The organism is Nocardia mangyaensis, assembly GCF_001886715.1.
GTDB lineage: Bacteria > Actinomycetota > Actinomycetes > Mycobacteriales > Mycobacteriaceae > Nocardia > Nocardia mangyaensis.
The window spans coordinates 5,125,357-5,144,294 of sequence record NZ_CP018082.1; the positions used below are offsets into that span (position 1 = coordinate 5,125,357).

The 18,938-nt window shown below is 69.4% G+C and carries 6 protein-coding genes; 5 read left to right on the forward strand and 1 reads right to left on the reverse strand.

What is annotated here, in order from left to right; genetic code table 11:
• Positions 1–3: 3 nt before the first annotated feature.
• A complete protein-coding gene (gene ctaD / locus BOX37_RS23340) occupies positions 4–1,746 on the reverse strand; it encodes an aa3-type cytochrome oxidase subunit I (RefSeq protein WP_071929503.1) in 1,743 nt (580 codons plus the stop codon).
• Positions 1,747–2,240: 494 nt separating this feature from the next.
• Here ctaD and BOX37_RS23345 point away from each other — a divergent pair, with 494 nt between their 5' ends.
• The 5 genes from BOX37_RS23345 (at position 2,241) to BOX37_RS23365 (ending at position 18,896) form a co-directional block, all read left to right on the forward strand.
• Positions 2,241–2,654, forward strand: a complete 414-nt coding sequence (locus BOX37_RS23345) for an AMP-binding protein (RefSeq protein WP_071929504.1) — start codon at positions 2,241–2,243, stop codon at positions 2,652–2,654.
• A 141-nt stretch (positions 2,655–2,795) separates the two neighbouring features.
• Positions 2,796–16,262: a non-ribosomal peptide synthetase gene (locus tag BOX37_RS23350; protein ID WP_071929505.1), complete on the forward strand. Its 13,467-nt coding sequence runs from the start codon at positions 2,796–2,798 to the stop codon at positions 16,260–16,262.
• Positions 16,259–17,269 carry an ATP-binding cassette domain-containing protein gene (locus tag BOX37_RS23355; protein WP_071929506.1) on the forward strand — a complete coding sequence of 337 codons (1,011 nt, stop codon included), beginning with the start codon at positions 16,259–16,261 and terminating at the stop codon, positions 17,267–17,269. The genes BOX37_RS23350 and BOX37_RS23355 overlap by 4 nt, the downstream gene beginning before the upstream one ends.
• The gene (locus BOX37_RS23360) at positions 17,266–18,084 is read left to right on the forward strand and encodes an ABC transporter permease (protein WP_071929507.1); all 819 of its coding nucleotides are present in this window, start codon (positions 17,266–17,268) and stop codon (positions 18,082–18,084) included. The genes BOX37_RS23355 and BOX37_RS23360 overlap by 4 nt, the downstream gene beginning before the upstream one ends.
• Positions 18,084–18,896: an ABC transporter permease gene (locus tag BOX37_RS23365; protein WP_084760015.1), complete on the forward strand. Its 813-nt coding sequence runs from the start codon at positions 18,084–18,086 to the stop codon at positions 18,894–18,896. The genes BOX37_RS23360 and BOX37_RS23365 overlap by 1 nt, the downstream gene beginning before the upstream one ends.
• The last annotated feature ends 42 nt before the right edge of the window (positions 18,897–18,938 follow it).

The window sequence follows — 18,938 nt, forward strand, 5'->3', positions numbered from 1 at the left end:
TTTCTACTTCTTCGCGAGCGCGTCGTCGGCGACGTGCGTGCTGTGCTTGCTCGAACCCCAGCCCACGTGCGCTTCGGCCTTCATCCGCTCGATCATGTGCGGATAGTGCAGCTCGAAGGCCGGACGTTCCGAGCGGATGCGCGGCAGCTCGTAGAAGTTGTGGCGCGGCGGCGGACAGGTGGTCGCCCACTCCAGGGAGTTGCCGTAACCCCACGGATCGTCCACCGTGACGACCTCGCCGTAACGGTAACTCTTGAACGTGTTCCACACGAACGGCAGCATCGACGAGCCCAGGATGAAGGCACCGATGGTGGAGATGGTGTTCAGCGTGGTGAAGCCGTCGCTGGGCAGGTAGTCGGCGTAGCGACGCGGCATGCCCTCGGCACCCAGCCAGTGCTGCACCAGGAAGGTGGTGTGGAAGCCGACGAAGGTGGTCCAGAAGTGCCACTTCGCCAGACGCTCGTCCATCATGCGGCCGGTGATCTTCGGGAACCAGAAGTAGATGCCGGCGAAGGTGGCGAACACGATGGTGCCGAAGAGCACGTAGTGGAAGTGCGCGACGACGAAGTACGAGTCGGTGACGTGGAAGTCCAGTGGCGGCGAGGCCAGGATGACGCCCGACAGGCCACCGAAGAGGAAGGTCACCAGGAAGCCGATGGACCACAGCATCGGTGATTCGAACGTCAACTGGCCACGCCACATCGTGCCGATCCAGTTGAAGAACTTCACACCGGTCGGGACCGCGATGAGGAAGGTCATGAAGGAGAAGTACGGCAGCAGCACGGCGCCGGTGGCGTACATGTGGTGGGCCCACACCGCGATCGACAGCGCCGCGATGCCCAGGGTCGCGTAGACCAGCGTGGTGTAGCCGAAGATCGGCTTACGGCTGAACACCGGGAAGATCTCGGAGACGATGCCGAAGAACGGCAGCGCGATGATGTACACCTCGGGGTGGCCGAAGAACCAGAACAGGTGCTGGTAGAGCAGGATGCCGCCGGTGGCCGGGTCGTAGATGTGGCCACCCAGGTGGCGGTCGTAGGCCAGACCGAACAGCGCCGCGGTCAGCAGCGGGAAGGCCAGCAGCACCAGGACCGAGGTCACCGCGATGTTCCAGGTGAAGATCGGCATGCGGAACATGGTCATGCCGGGTGCGCGCAGGCAGACCACCGTGGTGAGCATGTTGACGCCACCGAGGATGGTGCCGAGACCGGAGACCGCCAGACCCAGGATCCACAGGTCGGTGCCGACACCGGGCGAGTGCAGGATGTCGGTCAGCGGCACGTACGCCGTCCAGCCGAAGTCCGCCGCGCCGCCGGGGGTCACGAAGCCCGCGGTCGCCATGGTGCCGCCGAACAGGTACAGCCAGTAGCTGAACGCGTTCAGTCGCGGGAAGGCGACGTCGGGGGCGCCGATCTGCAGCGGCAGGATGATGTTGGCGAAGCCGAACACGATCGCCGTCGCGTAGAACAGCAGCATGATCGTGCCGTGCATGGTGAACAGCTGGTTGAACTGTTCCGGCGAGAGGAACTGCAGACCCGGGCGGGCCAACTCGGCGCGCATCAGCAGCGCCATGAGTCCACCGATCAGGAAGAAGCTGATCGCGGTCACCAGATACATGGTGCCGAGGACCTTGGGGTCGGTGGTGGTGACCGCCTTGTAGAGGAACGAGCCCTTCGGCCCGGTCCGAGCCGGATACGGTCGAGTCGCTTCCAACTGAGGGACTGGCCTGGGCTCTACCGCAGTCACTGATCCTCCTGAAGATGCCTGTACGTCACTCGCAGACCCGACCGCGCCTTGATCAAGGACAGCAGCAGACATGCGTTGGAGTGAATCGTAAACCGTGCTGCCGCAGCATTCCGCGCGGGTCCTACTCTGTGTCGTATTCGGCGCGCCGTAGACGATCGGTGGCGTGTCGAGTCGACGCCGTTCCCGATCCTCCTCCGCAGGTAGCGCGGGTGCAACGGTTGTCGGCGATGACTTTTCGCGCTTGGGCGCGTCATGATCGACAGCTCCTACGGCAAGTCGGCCGGGCGCACCGACCCCGACCGGCGCCCACCACTTCAGCATCGGCGCAAACACGCGCTGCGGCGCCGGCTCGCCGGGTTCATCCACCTTGGGTGGGAATCGCTCCACCTTGGAGGCGGGGTCTCCAACGCTGGGGTTGCTGTCGGATCCCCCTTCCGAGGGCGAGATTGGAGGTGTACCGAAAACACCTCCCACCAGCCTCGAAGGGGAACCCGATGAGCACTCTGGCCACCGCCACCGCCACCGTCGTCCAGCTGCCGCGCCGCGCGGACGCGCCGATCGCCGCCGGGCAGCTCGCCGACGCCGATCTGGACCGCTGGGCGAACCGGCTGGCCCGGTTGCTGCTGGCCGGTGGTGTCGGCGTCGGTAGCCGGATCGCGCTGGCGGTCGACCCCGCGATCGAGGCGACCGTCGCGGAGGCGGCGGTGCGCAAGATCGGCGCGATCCCGGTGCCGGTCGCCGAGGGCACCGCCCCCGTGGCCGGTTTCGGGATCACCACCAAGGAGCGCCGCGCCGAGCTCACCGACACCGCCGACTGGCTGGTCCTCGACGACCGGTCCACCCTGCGCCGCTACCTGGTGAGTTCGGACGCGCCGCTGTCGGGTACCGATCTGCGCGCGGTCTGCTGAACCCGTTCCGATCCGGTCCCCGCGGGTCCAGAATGGATCTGGAGCGCAGTACGCAGCGGCGAGTACTACCCACCGGGTAACTCGACGGTCGGGGACACACGGTGAACACCGAGATCCAGACATGAGAACGCAGGTCCGCTCATGATCCAGCCTTCTTCGCACGCGCCGGGCGCGGTCGAAGTCCCCTTCCCCTTGTCCGCGGCCCAGCGCGGGATCTGGTTCGCCCAGCACATCGCGGGCGACACCCCCATCTCCATCGCCCAGTACGTCGAGCTGACCGGCCCGGTCGATCACGCGCTGCTGACCGAGGCCGTGCGCCGGACCGGCCGCGAGTTCGGCACCGGCTACCTCCGCCTGCTCGACGTCGACGGCCAACCGCACCAGCTCGTCGATGTGACCCTCGACGCCGACATCTCCGAACTGGACCTGCGCGCCGAGCCCGACCCCGAGCGCGCCGCGCACGCCTGGATGCGCGCCGAGTACTCCGCGCCCCTGGACATGATGCGCGACCGCCTGGTCCGCCTCGCCATGCTGCGCGTCGCCGAGGACCGCTGGTTCTGGTATTCACGGATGCACCACATCGTGCTGGACGGCATGGGCGCGCTGGCGCTGGTACAGCGCACGGGCGAGCTCTACAACGCCGCGCTCGAGGGCCGGGAACCGCCACGCTCCAAGGCCGAGCCGCTGCAGAAGATCGTCGAGGCCGATCTGGCCTACCGGACCTCCGACCGGTTCGCGGCCGACCGCGAGTACTGGCGCGAACACCTGACCGGCATGCCCGACCCGGTGAACCCCGCCGGGCGCGAGGCCGAAGTCGACAGCCATCCGAACCGTGTCTCGGGCGCGCTGCCCGCGGAGACCGCCGTCCTGCTCGACTCGGTGGCCGCGGCGGTGAACTCGGGGGTCGCGCCCACCGTGGTCGCGGCCTTCGGCGCGTATCTGGCCGCGATGACCGGAGCGTCGGAGGTGGTCTTGAGCCTGCCGGTGTCCGCGCGGACCTCGGCGACGCTGCGCCGTTCGGGCGGCATGCTCGCCAACGTCGTCCCGCTGCGCGTCGCCCCCACGCCGACGACGACCGTGGGCGCGGCGATCCTGGCCGTGCAGAGCGAGCTGACCGGTGCGCTGCGCCGGCAGCGGTATCGCCAGGAGGACATCGTCCGCGATCTCGGGTGGGCGATGGACGAGGCGGCCTCGTTCGGTCCCGCCGTGAATCTGATGATGGTGGACACCAGGATCGCACTGGGTCCGGTGGTCGGGCGGCTGCACGTGCTCACCTCGGGGCTGATCGACGACCTGTTCGTCAACCTCTATCCCGGTGTGGGCGGCGAGAGCACCCACATCGATCTACAGGGCAACGGCAATCTGTACAGCGAGGCCGAGCTGGCGGCCCATCACGAACGGTTTCTGCTGTTCCTGCACCGGTTCCTCGTCGCCGGTCCCGATGCCCCGCTCTCGACGGTGCCCGTCCTCTCGGCCGCCGAGCAGTCCGTCTCTGTGCCTGCCCGTGGTCCGCAGGGACCCGAGCCCCGGACCTTGCCCGCGATTCTCGCCGCCGGCGCCGCGATCGACCCCGACGCGACGGCCCTGCGCTGGGGCACCGGCGACACGATGACCCATCGGCAGGTCGACGACTACACCAACCGGCTGGCCCGACTCCTGATCTCCGCCGGTGCCGGTCCCGAACAGACTGTCGCCCTGTCGATTCCGCGGTCGGCGGAGTCCGTACTGGCGACGATCGCGGTCGCCAAGACCGGCGCCGCCTTCGCACCGATCGATCCGACCCATCCGGCGGATCGCATCGAGCACATGATCGACGACAGCGGCGTGGTCACCGGCCTGACCGTCGCGCGGGCCCGAGCGTCGTTGCCCGACACGGTCGACTGGCTCACCCTCGACGGCGAAACCACCCTCGGTCGCCTCGCCGCCCAGGACTCCACCGCGATCACCGACGCCGACCGAGCCGCCACGATCCACCTGGATCAGGTCGCCTACGTCATCTACACCTCCGGATCGACCGGGCTGCCCAAAGGCGTGCTGGTCTCGCACCGCGGGCTGGCCGGTCTCGTCGCCGGCTCGGGTGCCGGGTTCGGAGTCGACGCCGATTCCGTTGTCGCCCACGCGGTGTCGCCGAGTTTCGACATCTCCGTCGAGGAGATCCTGGTGACGCTCGCGGCGGGTGCCACGCTGGCGGTGGTCCCGCCGTCGGCGTACGCGGGCGAGGACATGGCACAGGTGCTGCGCGCGCATCGGGTCACCCATCTCAATGTCACTCCGGCCGTGGTCGGTTCGCTCGATCCGGCGGCACTGCCCGACCTGCGCACGATCGTCGTCGGCGGCGACGCGTGTCCGCCGGAGCTGGTGTCGAAGTGGGCCGGTCGCGCACTGCTCAACGGCTACGGCCCCACCGAGACCACCATCACCACCACCCTGACCGAGCCCATGGTCCCCGGCGCCCCGGTCTCGATCGGCAGCCTCACCGATGGCGTGTCCGCCCTGGTCCTCGACCCCTGGCTGCGCCCTGTCCCCGCGGGCACGGTGGGTGAGCTGTATCTGGCCGGGCCCGGCGTCGCGCGCGGCTATCACCGGCGCACGGGATTGACCGCGAGCCGTTTCGTCGCGCATCCACACGCCCCGGGCCAGCGGATGTACCGGACGGGCGACCTGGTCCGGTGGACCGCGCCCAACCGACGATTCACTCTCGAATACCAGGGCCGCAGCGATTTCCAGGTGAAGGTCCGCGGCTACCGCATCGAGCTCGGCGAGATCGATGCCGCCCTCCAGCGCCTGCCGGAACTCGATTTCGCCATCACCCTCGGCGTCGAAACCCCCACCGGCGCGACCGCGCTCGTCGCCTACGTCACGACCGAACCGGGGGCCGAGGTCCACCCCGAGGCGGTGAAAGCCGCGGTCGGCGAGCACCTTCCGTCCTACATGGTGCCCGCCGTCGTGATGGTCCTCGACAGGATCCCGCTCACTCCCCTCGGCAAGATCGACCGCAAGGCCCTGCCCGCACCGGATTTCCACGCCGGTCCCGTCGTCGGCCGCGCACCGTCGACGCCGCGCGAGCAAACGCTGGCCACACTGTTCGCCGAGGTACTCGGACTGGAGACCATCGGTGCCGACGACAGCTTCTTCGCTCTCGGCGGCGACAGCATCGTCTCCATCCAGCTCGTCTCCCGGGCGAAGGCCGCGGGCATCACCTTCAGTGCCCGAGATGTCTTCGAGCGCAAGACCGTCGCCGCACTGGCCGCCGTCGCCGCCGAGACCGAGATCGACGTGGTCGAGGAACTACCCGGTGGCGGCATCGGCCCGGTGGAGCTCACCCCGATCGTGCACGCGATGCTCGACGACGGTGCCCCCTGGAGCCGCTACAGCCAAGCGGTGCTGATCGGCCTGCCGGCCGGAACCGGACGAGCCGCCCTGGCCACGGCCCTGCGAACGCTGATCGACCAGCACGACCTCCTGCGTTCCACACTGCGCAGGTCCTCCGGCACCTGGGAATGGGTTGTCGCCGCACCGGGCGCGGTCGACGCCGACACCCTGATCGACTCCGCGCCTGATGAGGCAGCTCGAGCCGATTCCGACATGGCCGAGACCATCGAACGTGCTCTACAGCGCGCCGCGGACCAGCTCGATCCCGCATCCGGCGTCGTCGCCCGCTTCGTGCTGATCGAGCGCGCGGACGCCGACCCGCTGTGCTGGCTGGTGCTGCACCATCTCGTCACCGATGGGGTCTCCTGGCGAATCCTGCTGCCCGACTTGGCGACCGCGGCTTTCGGCGGCGCGCTCGACCCGGTCGGCACCTCGTTCCGGCGCTGGGCCCACGCGCAGCCCGAGCAGGCGGCCGCGCGCACCGAGGAACTCCCGGTGTGGCAACGCATCGTGTCGACGCCCGACCCGGCCTTCGGTGACAGCGTCTTCGATCCGGCCCTCGACACGGTCGCCACCATGGCGCAGTGCCAGACCACCGTCCCCGCCGAGACCGCGCACACCGTCCTCACCACCGTGCCCGAGCAATTCCATTGCGGCGCCGACGATGTCCTGCTCGCCGCGCTCGCTCTCGCCGTGTCCCGCTGGCGCGCTCGCACCGGCACCCTGCTCACCGTGGAAGGCCACGGCCGCGCCGAATCCCTGCTGCCCGGCGCCGACATCGCCCGCACGGTCGGCTGGTTCACCAGCGTCTACCCGGTGGCCATCGACCTGACCGGGATCGATCTCGACGATGCCTTCGCCGGTGGCGAAGCCGCGGGATCGGCGATCAAGGCGACCAAGGAACAGCTGCGCGCGGTCCCCGACCGCGGAGTCGGCTACGGCCTGCTGCGCTACCTGAACAGCGACACCGCCGCCGCGCTCGCCGACGCACCGATACCTCAGCTGAGCTTCAACTACCTCGGCCGGGCGGTCACCGGCGAGGGCCCGTGGCTGCCTCGACGCTTCGCCGCCACCAACAACGACGACGCGCCCCTGGCCGCCACCGTCGACATCAACGCCGTCCTGACCGACGCGGGCCTCGATGTCACCTGGGCCTATGCGGGCAGGCTGCTCGACGAATCCGATGTGCGCGAGCTGGCCGACCTGTGGTCAGCGGCCCTCGACGCGCTCGGCCGCCACGCCCGCTCGGCCGACGCGGGCGGCCGTACGCCCTCTGATTTCCCCCTCGTCACCGTCGACCAGCCCCAGATCGACAGCTGGGAGCGCACCTATCCGGCACTCACCGATGTCTGGCCACTGTCTCCCCTGCAGTACGGCTTGCTCTTCCACGCCCTCTACGACTCCGACACCGCCGACGGCTACACCGTCCAGTCCCTGCTCACCCTCGCGGGCACTGTCGACGCCACCCGTCTGCGCGCCGCCGCCCAGGCACTCGTCGACCGGCACGAGAATCTGCGCGTGGCCTTCGTCGAAACCGACGACGGCCCTCGCCAGCTGGTTCTCGCCGCAGCCGAGATCGGTTGGCACGAGGTCGATCTCACCTCGATCACCGATGACGCCCAGCGCGCCCGCGACCTCGACCGGGTGATCGAGCTCGACGCGCTCACCCGCTTCGACCTCACCCGTCCCCCACTGCTGCGCTTCACTCTGATCCGGACCGACCAGGACACCTGCCGTCTCGTGATGACCAATCACCACCTGGTGCTCGACGGTTGGTCGACCCCCCTGCTGGTCCGTGAACTGCTCACGCTGTACGTCACGGCGGGCGACGCGTCGATGTTGCCGCCCGCCCGGTCCTATCGGGAGTTCCTGGCCTGGCTGGACCAGCAGGACGCGGACGCCTCGATCGCCGCGTGGAAGGAGTCCCTGGCAGGCATCGACACCCCCACCCGTGCGGTTCCCACGCTCGCCGGGATCGCCTCGACCGAGACCGCGATGCTCTCGCACGACCTGTCCCCGGTCGCGGTCGCGAAACTCGAGGCCGCCGCGCGCGAGGCGGGCGCGACGGTGAACACCCTGGTCCAGGCGGCCTGGTCGATGCTGCTGGCCATGCTCACCGGCCGCACCGAGGTGGTGTTCGGCAGCACCGTGTCCGGCCGCCCGCCGGAACTGCCCGGCGTCGAGGAGATGGTCGGTCTGTTCATCAACACCGTCCCGGTACGGGTGAGCCTCGACCCCGCCGAGAAGGTCACCGACCTGCTGGCGCGGGTGCAGGCCGAGCAGGTGCGGCTCATGGACCACCAGCATGTCGGCCTCGCCGCGATCCACCGCGCCGTCGGCCTGGCCGAATTGTTCGACACTCTCACCGTTTTCGAGTCCTATCCGATCGACCGCGAGGCGCTCTCCCAGGCACTCGACATCGCGGGCATGCGGGTGCTCGAGGTGGAAGGCACCGACGCGACGCCGTATCCGGTGAACCTCATGGTGATTCCGCTGCGCGGTGACACCGGCGACGCGCTGCGCGTGAGCGTGAAGTACATGGCCGATCAGCTCGATCCCGCTGCCGCGCAGTCACTGCTGGACCGCTTCGTCCGGCTGCTCGGACAACTCGCCGAGAACCCCCACGCCCTGGTCTCGCGGCTGCGCTGTTGCGACGACACCGAATTGGCCACGCTGGCACCGGTACACGGCGCGCCGCCGCTGCCCATGCGCACCCTGCCCGACATCCTGACCGCGGGCGCGCGCATCGACTCCGCCGCGATCGCGGTCAGCTCGGGCGATCTACGGATGAGCTACGGCGAACTCGACGCCTGGTCGAACCGGTTCGCCCGGGTCCTGCTCGGTCGCGGAGTGGGCCCCGAGGTCTTCGTCGTCCTGGCGCTGACCCGCTCGCTGGAATCGGTGGTCGCCGTGTGGGCGCTGGCCAAGACCGGCGCGGCCTTCGTCCCCCTCGACCCGAGCTATCCGGTGGAGCGCATCGAACACATGCTCGCCGACTCCAAGGCGCCGATCGGGGTCACCGTCACCGAGACCGGCGAAACCCTGCCCGGCACCATCGACTGGCTGCTGCTCGACGATCTCAACACGATGCGCCGCGCCATGCTGGTCTCCGACGCGCCGATCACCGATGCCGAGCGCGGCGGTCCCCTCGACCTGGACCACACCGCCTACCTCATCTACACCTCCGGTTCCACCGGCAAACCCAAGGCAGTGCTGCTCAGCCACCGCGGCATCGCGAATCTGGTTGCCGCCCAGCAAGCCACGCTCGCCCTCGATCAGAACGCCAGCGCGCTGCAGGTCGCCTCCCCCAGCTTCGACGCCTCGGTGTTCGAGATGCTCACCGCGCACGCGGCGGGCGGACGACTCGTGGTGTCGCCACCGGAGGTGTACGGCGGCAGCGAACTCGAGATGCTGCTGCGCACCGAACGGGTCACCCACGCGGTCATCACCCCGTCGGCGCTGGCCACGATGGAACCCACCGATCTCGCCGATCTGCGGGTGCTCTCGGTCGCCGGTGAGGCGGCCACCCCCGAGCTCATCGAGAAGTGGTCGGCGGGCAGGCGGATGATGAACCTGTACGGTCCCACCGAGTTCAGTATCTGGGCCACCGGTCCCGCCGAACTCCGTGCGGGCGAGCCGGTCACCATCGGCGGGCCGATCCGCGGCGCGGCGGTAGTCGTGTTGGACAGCTGGTTGCGGCCGGTGCCGGTCGGCATCCAGGGCGAGCTGTATCTGGCCGGGCCGGCGCTGGCGCGCGGCTATTTCCACCGGTTCGAGATGACCGCGAGCCGCTTCGTCGCCAACCCGTTCGGCACCGCCGGAGAACGCATGTACCGGACCGGTGACATGGTCCGCTGGGTCACCGGCGAGGACGGACTCTCCCTGGAATACCTGGGCCGCAGTGATTTCCAGGTGAAGATCCGCGGCCTGCGCATCGAGCTCGGTGAGATCGACGCGGTGCTCTCCCGCGACGACGAGGTCGAGTACGCGGTGACCATCGGCCGGGAGGGACCGGCGGGCGCGACCGTCCTGGTGTCCTATGTACTGCCCGGTCCAAGCATCGACCTCGACCCCGAGCGCCTGCGGGCGGGGGTGGCCGCGGAGCTGCCCGGTTACATGGTGCCCGCCGCGGTCGTCGTCCTGGACGAGATTCCGCTCACCCCGGTCGGCAAACTGGACCGCAAAGCCCTTCCGGTACCGGACTTCTCGGCTGCCCAGCGCGCCTACCTCGCCCCGCGCACGCCGATCGAAGAGTCCGTCGCCGAGGTGTTCGCCGAGGTCCTCGGCAGTGACCGGGTCAGCGTCGACCAGTCCTTCTTCGAACTCGGTGGCAACTCCCTGAGCGCGACAAAGGTCGTCGCCCGGGTCAATTCGTCCCTCGGCGCCACCATCGCCCTGCGCGACCTGTTCGACGCACCGACCGTGGCCCAACTGTCCGCGCGGATCGTCCCCGCCGCCGAAGGCGCCCGGGGCCGCCCCGCCCTCGCCCCGCGCGTGCGCCCCGACCGGATCCCCCTCTCCCCCGCCCAACAGCGCATGTGGGTCCTCAACCAGCTCGACCCGGACTCCTCGGCCTACAACATCGCCATCGCCCTCCGCCTCACCGGCACTCTCGACGTGCACGCGCTGCGCCAGGCCCTCGCCGATGTCATCACCCGCCAGGAAACCCTGCGCACCCGCTACCCCGCCGACGCCGAGGGCCCCCGCCAGGTGATCGTCGGCAGCGACACCGCCACCCCCGCCATGCCCCTCCTCGACACCGAGGACGGCGCACCTCTGCGCGATCGAATCAACACCCTCGCAGCCACCGGCTTCGACCTCACCCGTGAACCTCCGCTGCGAGTCGGCCTCTTCCGACTCAACGGCGTCGTCTCCGGCACGCCGGATCGGGGGGAAGCCCACCCCGTACCGGAGGACAGGCCAGGTGTGGTGAGCGGACCAGAAGTCTCGCACGCCGACGGCACCGCACCTGTGCATGTTGTCGTGCTGGTGGTGCACCACATCAGCGCCGATGGTGCGTCGATGGCACCGCTGGCGGCCGACCTCGTCGCCGCCTATTCGGCGCGGGTCTCGGGCGAAGCCCCCACCCGGCCACCGCTCGCCGTCCAGTACGCCGACTTCGCGCAGTGGCACCGTCAGCTGCTCGGGAGCGCGGCGGATACGGAATCCTTGGCAGCGCAGCAGATCCGATACTGGCGCGAGACCCTCGCCGATGCTCCCGATGCCCTGGAACTGCCCACCGATCGTCCCCGCCCGGCCGTCCAGTCCATGCGCAGCGACGACATCGACTTCTCTCTCGACGAGCAGACGCACCGTGCCCTGGTCGACTTCGCCGCCGCGAACAACGTCAGCGTGTTCATGGTGGTCCACGCCACGCTCGCGGTCCTGCTGGCCCGGCTCGGCGGCACCTCCGACATCGTCATCGGTACCCCGGTGGCCGGTCGCGGCGAGGCAGCGCTGGACGACCTGGTCGGCATGTTCGTCAACACCCTTGCCCTGCGCACCCCGGTCGATCCCGGCACCGGGTTCCGCCAGCTCCTCGCCACCGTCCGCACCACCGACCTCGATGCCTTCGCCCACACCGATGTCCCCTTCGAGCAGCTCGTCCAGGCCATCGACCCCACCCGTTCCACCGCCCACCACCCGCTGTTCCAGGTGTCTGTGTCTCTCCAGAACTTCATCGAACCGGTTCTCGAACTCCCCGGCCTGCGCTTCGAGGTCGAGGATTTCGACCGCCGTTCCTCCGCCTTCGATCTCACCCTCGACCTGCGCGAACGCTTCGACGACACCGGCCCCACCGGCATCGAGGGCGTCCTGACCTACGCCAGCGACCTCTTCGACGCTCCCACCATCACCTCGTTCGCCACCCGCTGGCAGCAAGTGCTCACCACCGTCCTCACCGACATCGACGTCCGCCTCGCCGACATCGACATCCTCGCCGAATCCGAACGCACCGAACTGATCCCGGTCTGCGGGCCTGCCACCGCGGGCACGATCACCCTGTCCCATCTCCTCACCGCGACCGCCGGAGCCTTCCCCGACCGCCCCGCTCTCATCGCCACCCACACCCGCAACCAGCACACCCTCTCCACCGCCGGTGCGATCTCCCCAGACCACCCCGCTGTTTCCACCCCGAACGGCACGGACTCCGCGCACCCACCCGCGCTGGGCGCCGAAACGATCCCCTACCGCGTCCTCGACGCACACGCCAACCAGCTCGCCCGCTTGCTGATCGAAGCCGGCACCCACACGGAAACCGTTGTTGCCCTGGGCCTCCCGCGCTGCGCCGAACTGCACGTCGGCATCTGGGCCACAGCCAAGACGGGTGGGGCATTCCTGCCGGTGGACCCGAAACATCCGGCAGACCGCATCGAACACATGCTCACCGATTCCGCCGCGCGCGTGGGCATCACCCTTGCCGAGTATCGCTCCCAGCTCCCCGACACGACCCGGTGGCTGGTTCTCGACGACCCCGAGATCGCCGCGCGCCTGCGCACCACCAGCGACGCCGCACTCACCCCCGCCGACCTCCTGGTCCCGATCAGGCTCGAGAACCCGGCCTGGATGATCTACACCTCCGGCTCCACCGGCACCCCGAAGGGCGTCACCGTCACCCACCGTGGCCTGGCCGACCTGGTGGCCGCCCAGCGCGCCGACCTCGGGCTGGACGAGCATTCCCGCGTGCTGCAGGTCGCCTCCCCCAGCTTCGACGCGTCGATCTTCGAGGCTCTGATGGCCTTCGGCTGCGGCGGCGCTTCGGTCATCGCCCCGCCGGCGGTCTTCGGCGGCGGCCCACTCGCGGAGCTCATCGCGGCCGAGCAGGTCACGCACATGGTGATCACCCCCTCCGCGCTGGCCACCATCGACCCGGCCGAGGTGTCGAGTGTGCGGGTGCTCGCGGTGGCCGGCGAGGCGGTCGGCCCCGACCTCGTCGCCCGCTGGTGCGGCGGTGTCGAGGGCCGGACGATGGTCAACCTGTACGGCCCGACCGAATACACCATCTGGGCAACCGGTTCCGAGCCACTGTCGGCCACCGAACCCGTCACCATCGGCACCCCCATCCACGGCGCGGCCACCCTCGTCCTCGACGACCGCCTGCACCCGGTCCCCGTCGGCGTCCCGGGCGAGCTGTATCTGGCCGGCACCGCCCTGGCCCGCTGCTACCACGCCCGCCCCGCCCTGACCGCCACCCGATTCGTCGCCAACCCCTTCGGCGAGCCCGGCGAACTCCTCTACCGCACCGGCGATCTGGTGCGCTGGGCCCGCCGTTCGACGCCGACACCCGACACCGCTGCCATGCCCTCGTCAGACGCTCCCGTCGCAGCGGTCGCCACCACGACCGGACCCTTGACCCTGGAATACTTGGGCCGCACCGACTTCCAGGTGAAGGTTCGCGGTCAGCGCATCGAGCTCGGTGAGATCGATGCGGTACTCAGCGGCATCGATGGCGTCGATCTCGCCGTGACACTGGGTGTTCCGGGCCCCACCGGCGCCACTGCTCTCGCCGCCTACCTGGTGCGCCCACCCGACGTCGACCTCGATGTCGCGCGAGTACGGGCCGAAGCCGCCGACATCCTCCCCGCCTACATGGTCCCGGCCGCTTTCGTCGTGCTCGATGCCATCCCCGTCAACGCCGTCGGCAAACTCGACCGAAAAGCTCTGCCGGAACCAGTGTTCGCCACCGACGACGCCCCCTACCGTGCCCCGCGCACACCCACCGAACACCTCCTCGCCGAGATCTACGCCGAACTCCTCGGCCGCGAACAGGTCGGCGTCGACGACTCCTTCTTCGCCCTCGGCGGCGACAGCATCCTGGCGATCCAGCTGGTCACCCAGGCGAAGCTGCGCGGCCTGCACTGCACACCACTGCAGGTGTTCGAGCACCGCACCGTGGCGGCGCTGGCCGCGGCCGTCGAGGCCACCGGCACCGTCGAAGCCCTCGCGGAACTGCCCGGCGGCGGCACCGGCGACCTCCCGCTCACCCCGATCGTGCGCTACATGACCGAACGCGGCGGCAACTTCGACCGCTTCGCCCAGACCGCCGTACTCGACCTGCCCGTCGGCATCGACCGCACACAGCTGCTCAGCACCCTCACCGCCGTGATCGACCGGCACGACATGCTCCGCGCCCGCCTGTGGTCGACCGAGGACGGCTGGCGACTGCGCGTCGACGACCCCGGCTCGGTCGAGGTGGACGCACTCGTCCACCGAACCCCCTTCGACGCGACCACCGACCCGGTCGAACTCCGCGAATACGCCCGCGCCGAGCTCGACTCCGCGATGAACCGCCTGCACCCGGCCGACGGCGTCGTCCTGCAATTCGTCTGGCTGGACCCGGTCGGCGACGCGGGTACCCACACCCGACCGGGAAAGCTGATCGTCGTCGCGCACCACCTCGCCATCGACAGCGTCTCCTGGCGAATCCTGGTGCAGGACTTGATCGCCGCCTGGGCACAGGTTGCCGCGAGCACCACCCCCGTCCTGGCCGAGACCGGCACCTCGATGCGCCGCTGGTCGCATGCGCTGACCGAGCAGGCCCACTCCGGGCAGCGTCGCGCCGAACTCGCCTACTGGCAAGACATCGTGCACGGCCCCGACCCGCTCCTGGGCACGCGACAACTCGACCCCACCATCGATTCGGCAAAGACGGTGCGCCGTCTGGAGATCGAGGTCGACGACGCGGTCACCACCGCCCTGCTGACCACCCTGCCCCGCCTCTTCCACGGCAGCGTCACCGACGCGTTGTTCACCACCCTGGCCCTGGCCCTGGTCCGCTGGCGCGCCCGCCGAGGCATCGACGAACGCTCGGCCCTGCTGCGCCTGGAAGGCCACGGCCGACAGGAAGAAGTGGTGCCCGGCGCCGACCTGTCCCGAACCATCGGCTGGTTCACGAACCTGTACCCGGTGCGTCTCGACCTGACCGATATCGACATCGCCGACGCCTTCGCGGGCGGCCCCGCGATGGGTGCGGCCATCCGCGCGGTCAAACACGAGCTCCTGACAGTTCCGGACAAGGGCATCGGCTTCGGCCTGCTGCGCTATCTGAACCCCGAAACAGCCGCCCAGTTCCCCACCGCCCTCCCCGGTCAGATCTGCGTGAACTATCTCGGCAGGCACACTTCCGTCGAAACCCCGACCGGCCTGGAAGGTCTCGGCTGGCTCCCGACCGACGAACTCGGCGACCTGGACGCGACCGAACACTCCGACGTCGCGATCATGTCGCCGATCGACATCAACGCCATGGTGACCGGCAATCGCCTGCACGCCGAGTTCGGCTACGCGGCAAAACTGTTGACGCGCGACGAGGTCGCCGAACTCGCGGATCTGTGGGTCGAAGCACTCGGCGCGGCCGCGAGCTTCGCCGAAACACCGGCGGCCCGAACAGCTTCTGCCGACGAGGCGGCGGCGATGGCGGCGCGAACCGCCACACCGGCAGGACCCACCGGCCTCGGCCTCGACGTGCTCCTGCCCATCCGCCCCGACGGCGACCGCCCCGCCCTGTTCTGCGTCCACTCCTCCTCCGGAATGTCGTGGAGCTACCTGGGTTTGGCCGAACATCTCCGACCGGGCCGACCGATCTACGGACTCCAAGCCCCCGACCTCAGCGGCCGCGAACCTTCCGCACGCTCCATCGAGGAATTCGCGCATCGCTACATCCGCGAGATCCGTACCGTCCAACCCAACGGCCCGTATCACCTGCTCGGCTGGTCCTTCGGCGGACTCATCGCCCAGGCCATGGCGGTCGAGCTGGCCGCCATGGGCGAACGGGTCGGCATCGTCGCCCTGCTCGACACCGATACCGCCGACATCGACGGTGACAGCATCGAACGCCTGACAGCGGGCCAGTTCATCAACACCTTCGGCGCCATCTTCGGCATCGACGACGTCTGCGCCGAGGCCACCGCCGAGGAAGCGGCCGCGATCATCACCGAGCGGCTCGGCGGCGTCGAACTCCTCGACGCCGCCACCATCGAGCGCATGGCGGGCTCCTACAACGCCTCCGCGGGCACCCGGACCGGCTATCAGCGCCCGGTCTACCACGGTGACGTCCTCTATGTGCGCGCCACGGTCGATCCCTCGGAACACATGGGCCCCGACGGCTGGCGGCCCTACGTGACCGGCGAGATCGTCACCCACGACGTCGCGGTGACCCACGACGACCTGACCAACCCCTACGCACTGTCGGTCATCTCGCCGGTGCTCGACGACCACATGGAAGCAGGAGACCGGATATGAGCGTCGAACCCACTCTCGCGCACAGCGATTCGCGAACCGGCGGCGTCCTCGTCGAGGGCATCGAGAAATCCTTCGGAGAGGTGCGAGCCCTGCGCGGTGTCGATTTCACGGCGGCGCCCGGTGAGGTTCTCGGCATCCTCGGCCCCAACGGCGCGGGCAAGACCACCATGGTCAACATCCTGTCCACACTCATCAGCCCGGATCGCGGGCGGGCGGTGGTCGCCGGACACGATGTCGTCGCCGACCCGGCGGCGGTCCGCAAACGCATCATGCTGACCGGTCAGTACGCCGCGCTCGACGACATGCTCAGCGGCTACGAGAACCTGGTCATGTTCGGCAGACTCATGGGCCTGCGCAAGCCCGCGGCCCAGGCCCGCGCCCGCGAACTCATCACCGAATTCGCGCTCGAGCACGCCGCGAACCGTCGCGTCGGCACCTACTCCGGCGGGATGCGGCGCCGCATCGACATCGCCTGCGGCCTGGTGGTCCGCCCGGATGTGGTGTTCCTCGACGAGCCGACCACCGGCCTCGACCCGCGCAGCCGTCAAGGCGTCTGGGACCTGGTGCGGAGCTTCAAGAACGCCGGGATCACCACCCTGCTCACCACTCAGTACCTGGAGGAAGCCGATGCCCTCAGCGACCAGATCATCGTGATCGATCACGGCGTGGTCATCGCCTCCGGCACCGCCGACGAGCTCAAACACCGCACCGGCGGCAGCTATTGCGAGATCGTGCCGCTGGATCTCGAGGGCCTGCCCGCGATCGTCTCCGCGCTGGGTTCTCTGCTCCCCGCGGAGAACCTGGCCGCGCTGACCCCGGAATCGGATCGCATCACCATCCCCGCCCCCGACGGTGCCAAGACCCTCGCCGAAGCCCTGCGACGCCTCGACAACGCCTCGGTCGAACTCGTCGACATCGCCCTGCGACGCCCCTCGCTCGACGATGTCTTTCTCCAGCTCACCGGCCATCTCGCCAGCACCGAGACGCAACCGGAGCCGGTCGCGTGACCGCCACCACCTGGCACACCCACACCCCCGCCACCCCGGACACGGTGCAGCAGTGGTGGGTGCTGACCATGCGCCTGATCGTGCCCTCGGTCAAGACCGGCGAGGTGCTGGCCTCGGTCCTCGCCCCCGCGGCGTTCACCGCCAGCTTCTACATTCCGCTCAAGACCGTGATGATGTTCTCCGGCAACGGTTTCAGCAGCTACGCCCAGTACATGATGCCGTTGGTGATCCTGCAGGCCGCCGCGTTCACCGCCATCTCGGCGGCCTTCCGCTCGGCCACCGACTCCGTCGCCGGACTCAACCGCCGCTTCGGCGCCATGCCGCTGCGCCCGCTGGTGCCCGTGGCGGCCCGGATGTCGGCCAATCTGTTCCGGCTGCTGATCTCCCTGGCCGCGGCCATCGCCGCCGGATACGTCATCGGTTTCCGCTTCCGACTCGATGCCGTACACACCCTCGGATTCCTGGTGTTCTCGGTACTGATCGGCCTGGCCCTCACCCTCGGCGCGGACGTGATCGGCACCCTGTCGAAAAGTCCGGAGGCCACCTCCCAGGCACTGGTGTTGCCGCCGTTGATCTTCGGCATGCTCTCGACCGGTCTGGCGCCGGCGAGTCAGTTCCCGGAGTGGATCCAATGGTTCGTCCGCAACCAGCCGGTCTCCCAGTTCGCCATCGGCCTGCGCGCGCTGGCCGGTGACACCGCGGGCAATGCCGGGACGGTGAGCTGGTCACTGATGGGCCCGTCACTGCTGTGGCTGGCCGCCATCGTGGCGATCTGCACGCCCGTCGCCATCCGCCTGAGTTCGAGGAGAGCATGATGTCGCTGCTCGCCGCCCGCACCGGTGACACCGCAGGCGAGACCTCACCGGCCGCGCTGATCCGGCACACCCTGATCCAGACCCAGCGCCTGCTGCTGCGCTGGGCGCGCAACCCGATCACGCTGTTCGAGACCCTGCTCATCCCGTGCCTGCTGCTGATCATGCTCGACATCGTGGTCGGCGGTCAGATCGAGCGCTTCACCGGCGAGGACGCACTCTACGGCTCGGTCCCGATGGTCGCGCTGGTCGGTGCCCTCTCCGGCGCCGTCGCCGGCGGGGTCCTGCTCGGCCGCGAACGCGATGCCGGCCTGCTCGCCCGATTCTGGGTGCTGCCCGTGCACCGCGCCTCCGGCCTGGCCTCGCGCATCCTCGCCGAGGGCTGCCGCATCCTGCTCGGCACCATCGCGGTGCTGATCGTCGGCTTCCTGCTCGGCTTCCGCTTCCACCAGGGCCCGCTGGCCGCCCTGGCGTTCTTCTTCGTCCCGGTGATCTTCGGACTCGCCTTCGCGACCATCGTCACCGCGGTCGCCGTCTACACCGCGAAGGCCTCCCTGGTCGAGGGCATCACCATCCTCACCTCGCTGATGATGTTCTTCAGCACCGGATTCGTCCCGCTGGTCGCCTTCCCCACCTGGATTCAGCCGGTCGTGCGCAATCAACCGATGTCGGTCGCCGTCGACGCCATGCGCGGCCTCGCCGACCAAGGCCCCATCGCCCGGCCGCTGACCATGACCCTGCTCTGGTCCGCTGGTGCGGTCCTGCTGTTCGCCATTCCCGCCGCCATCGGCTTCCGGCGGGCCAGCCGCCGGTGAGATCGGCCCGCGGGGTCCGCACCACCAGCTACGCAGTACCCT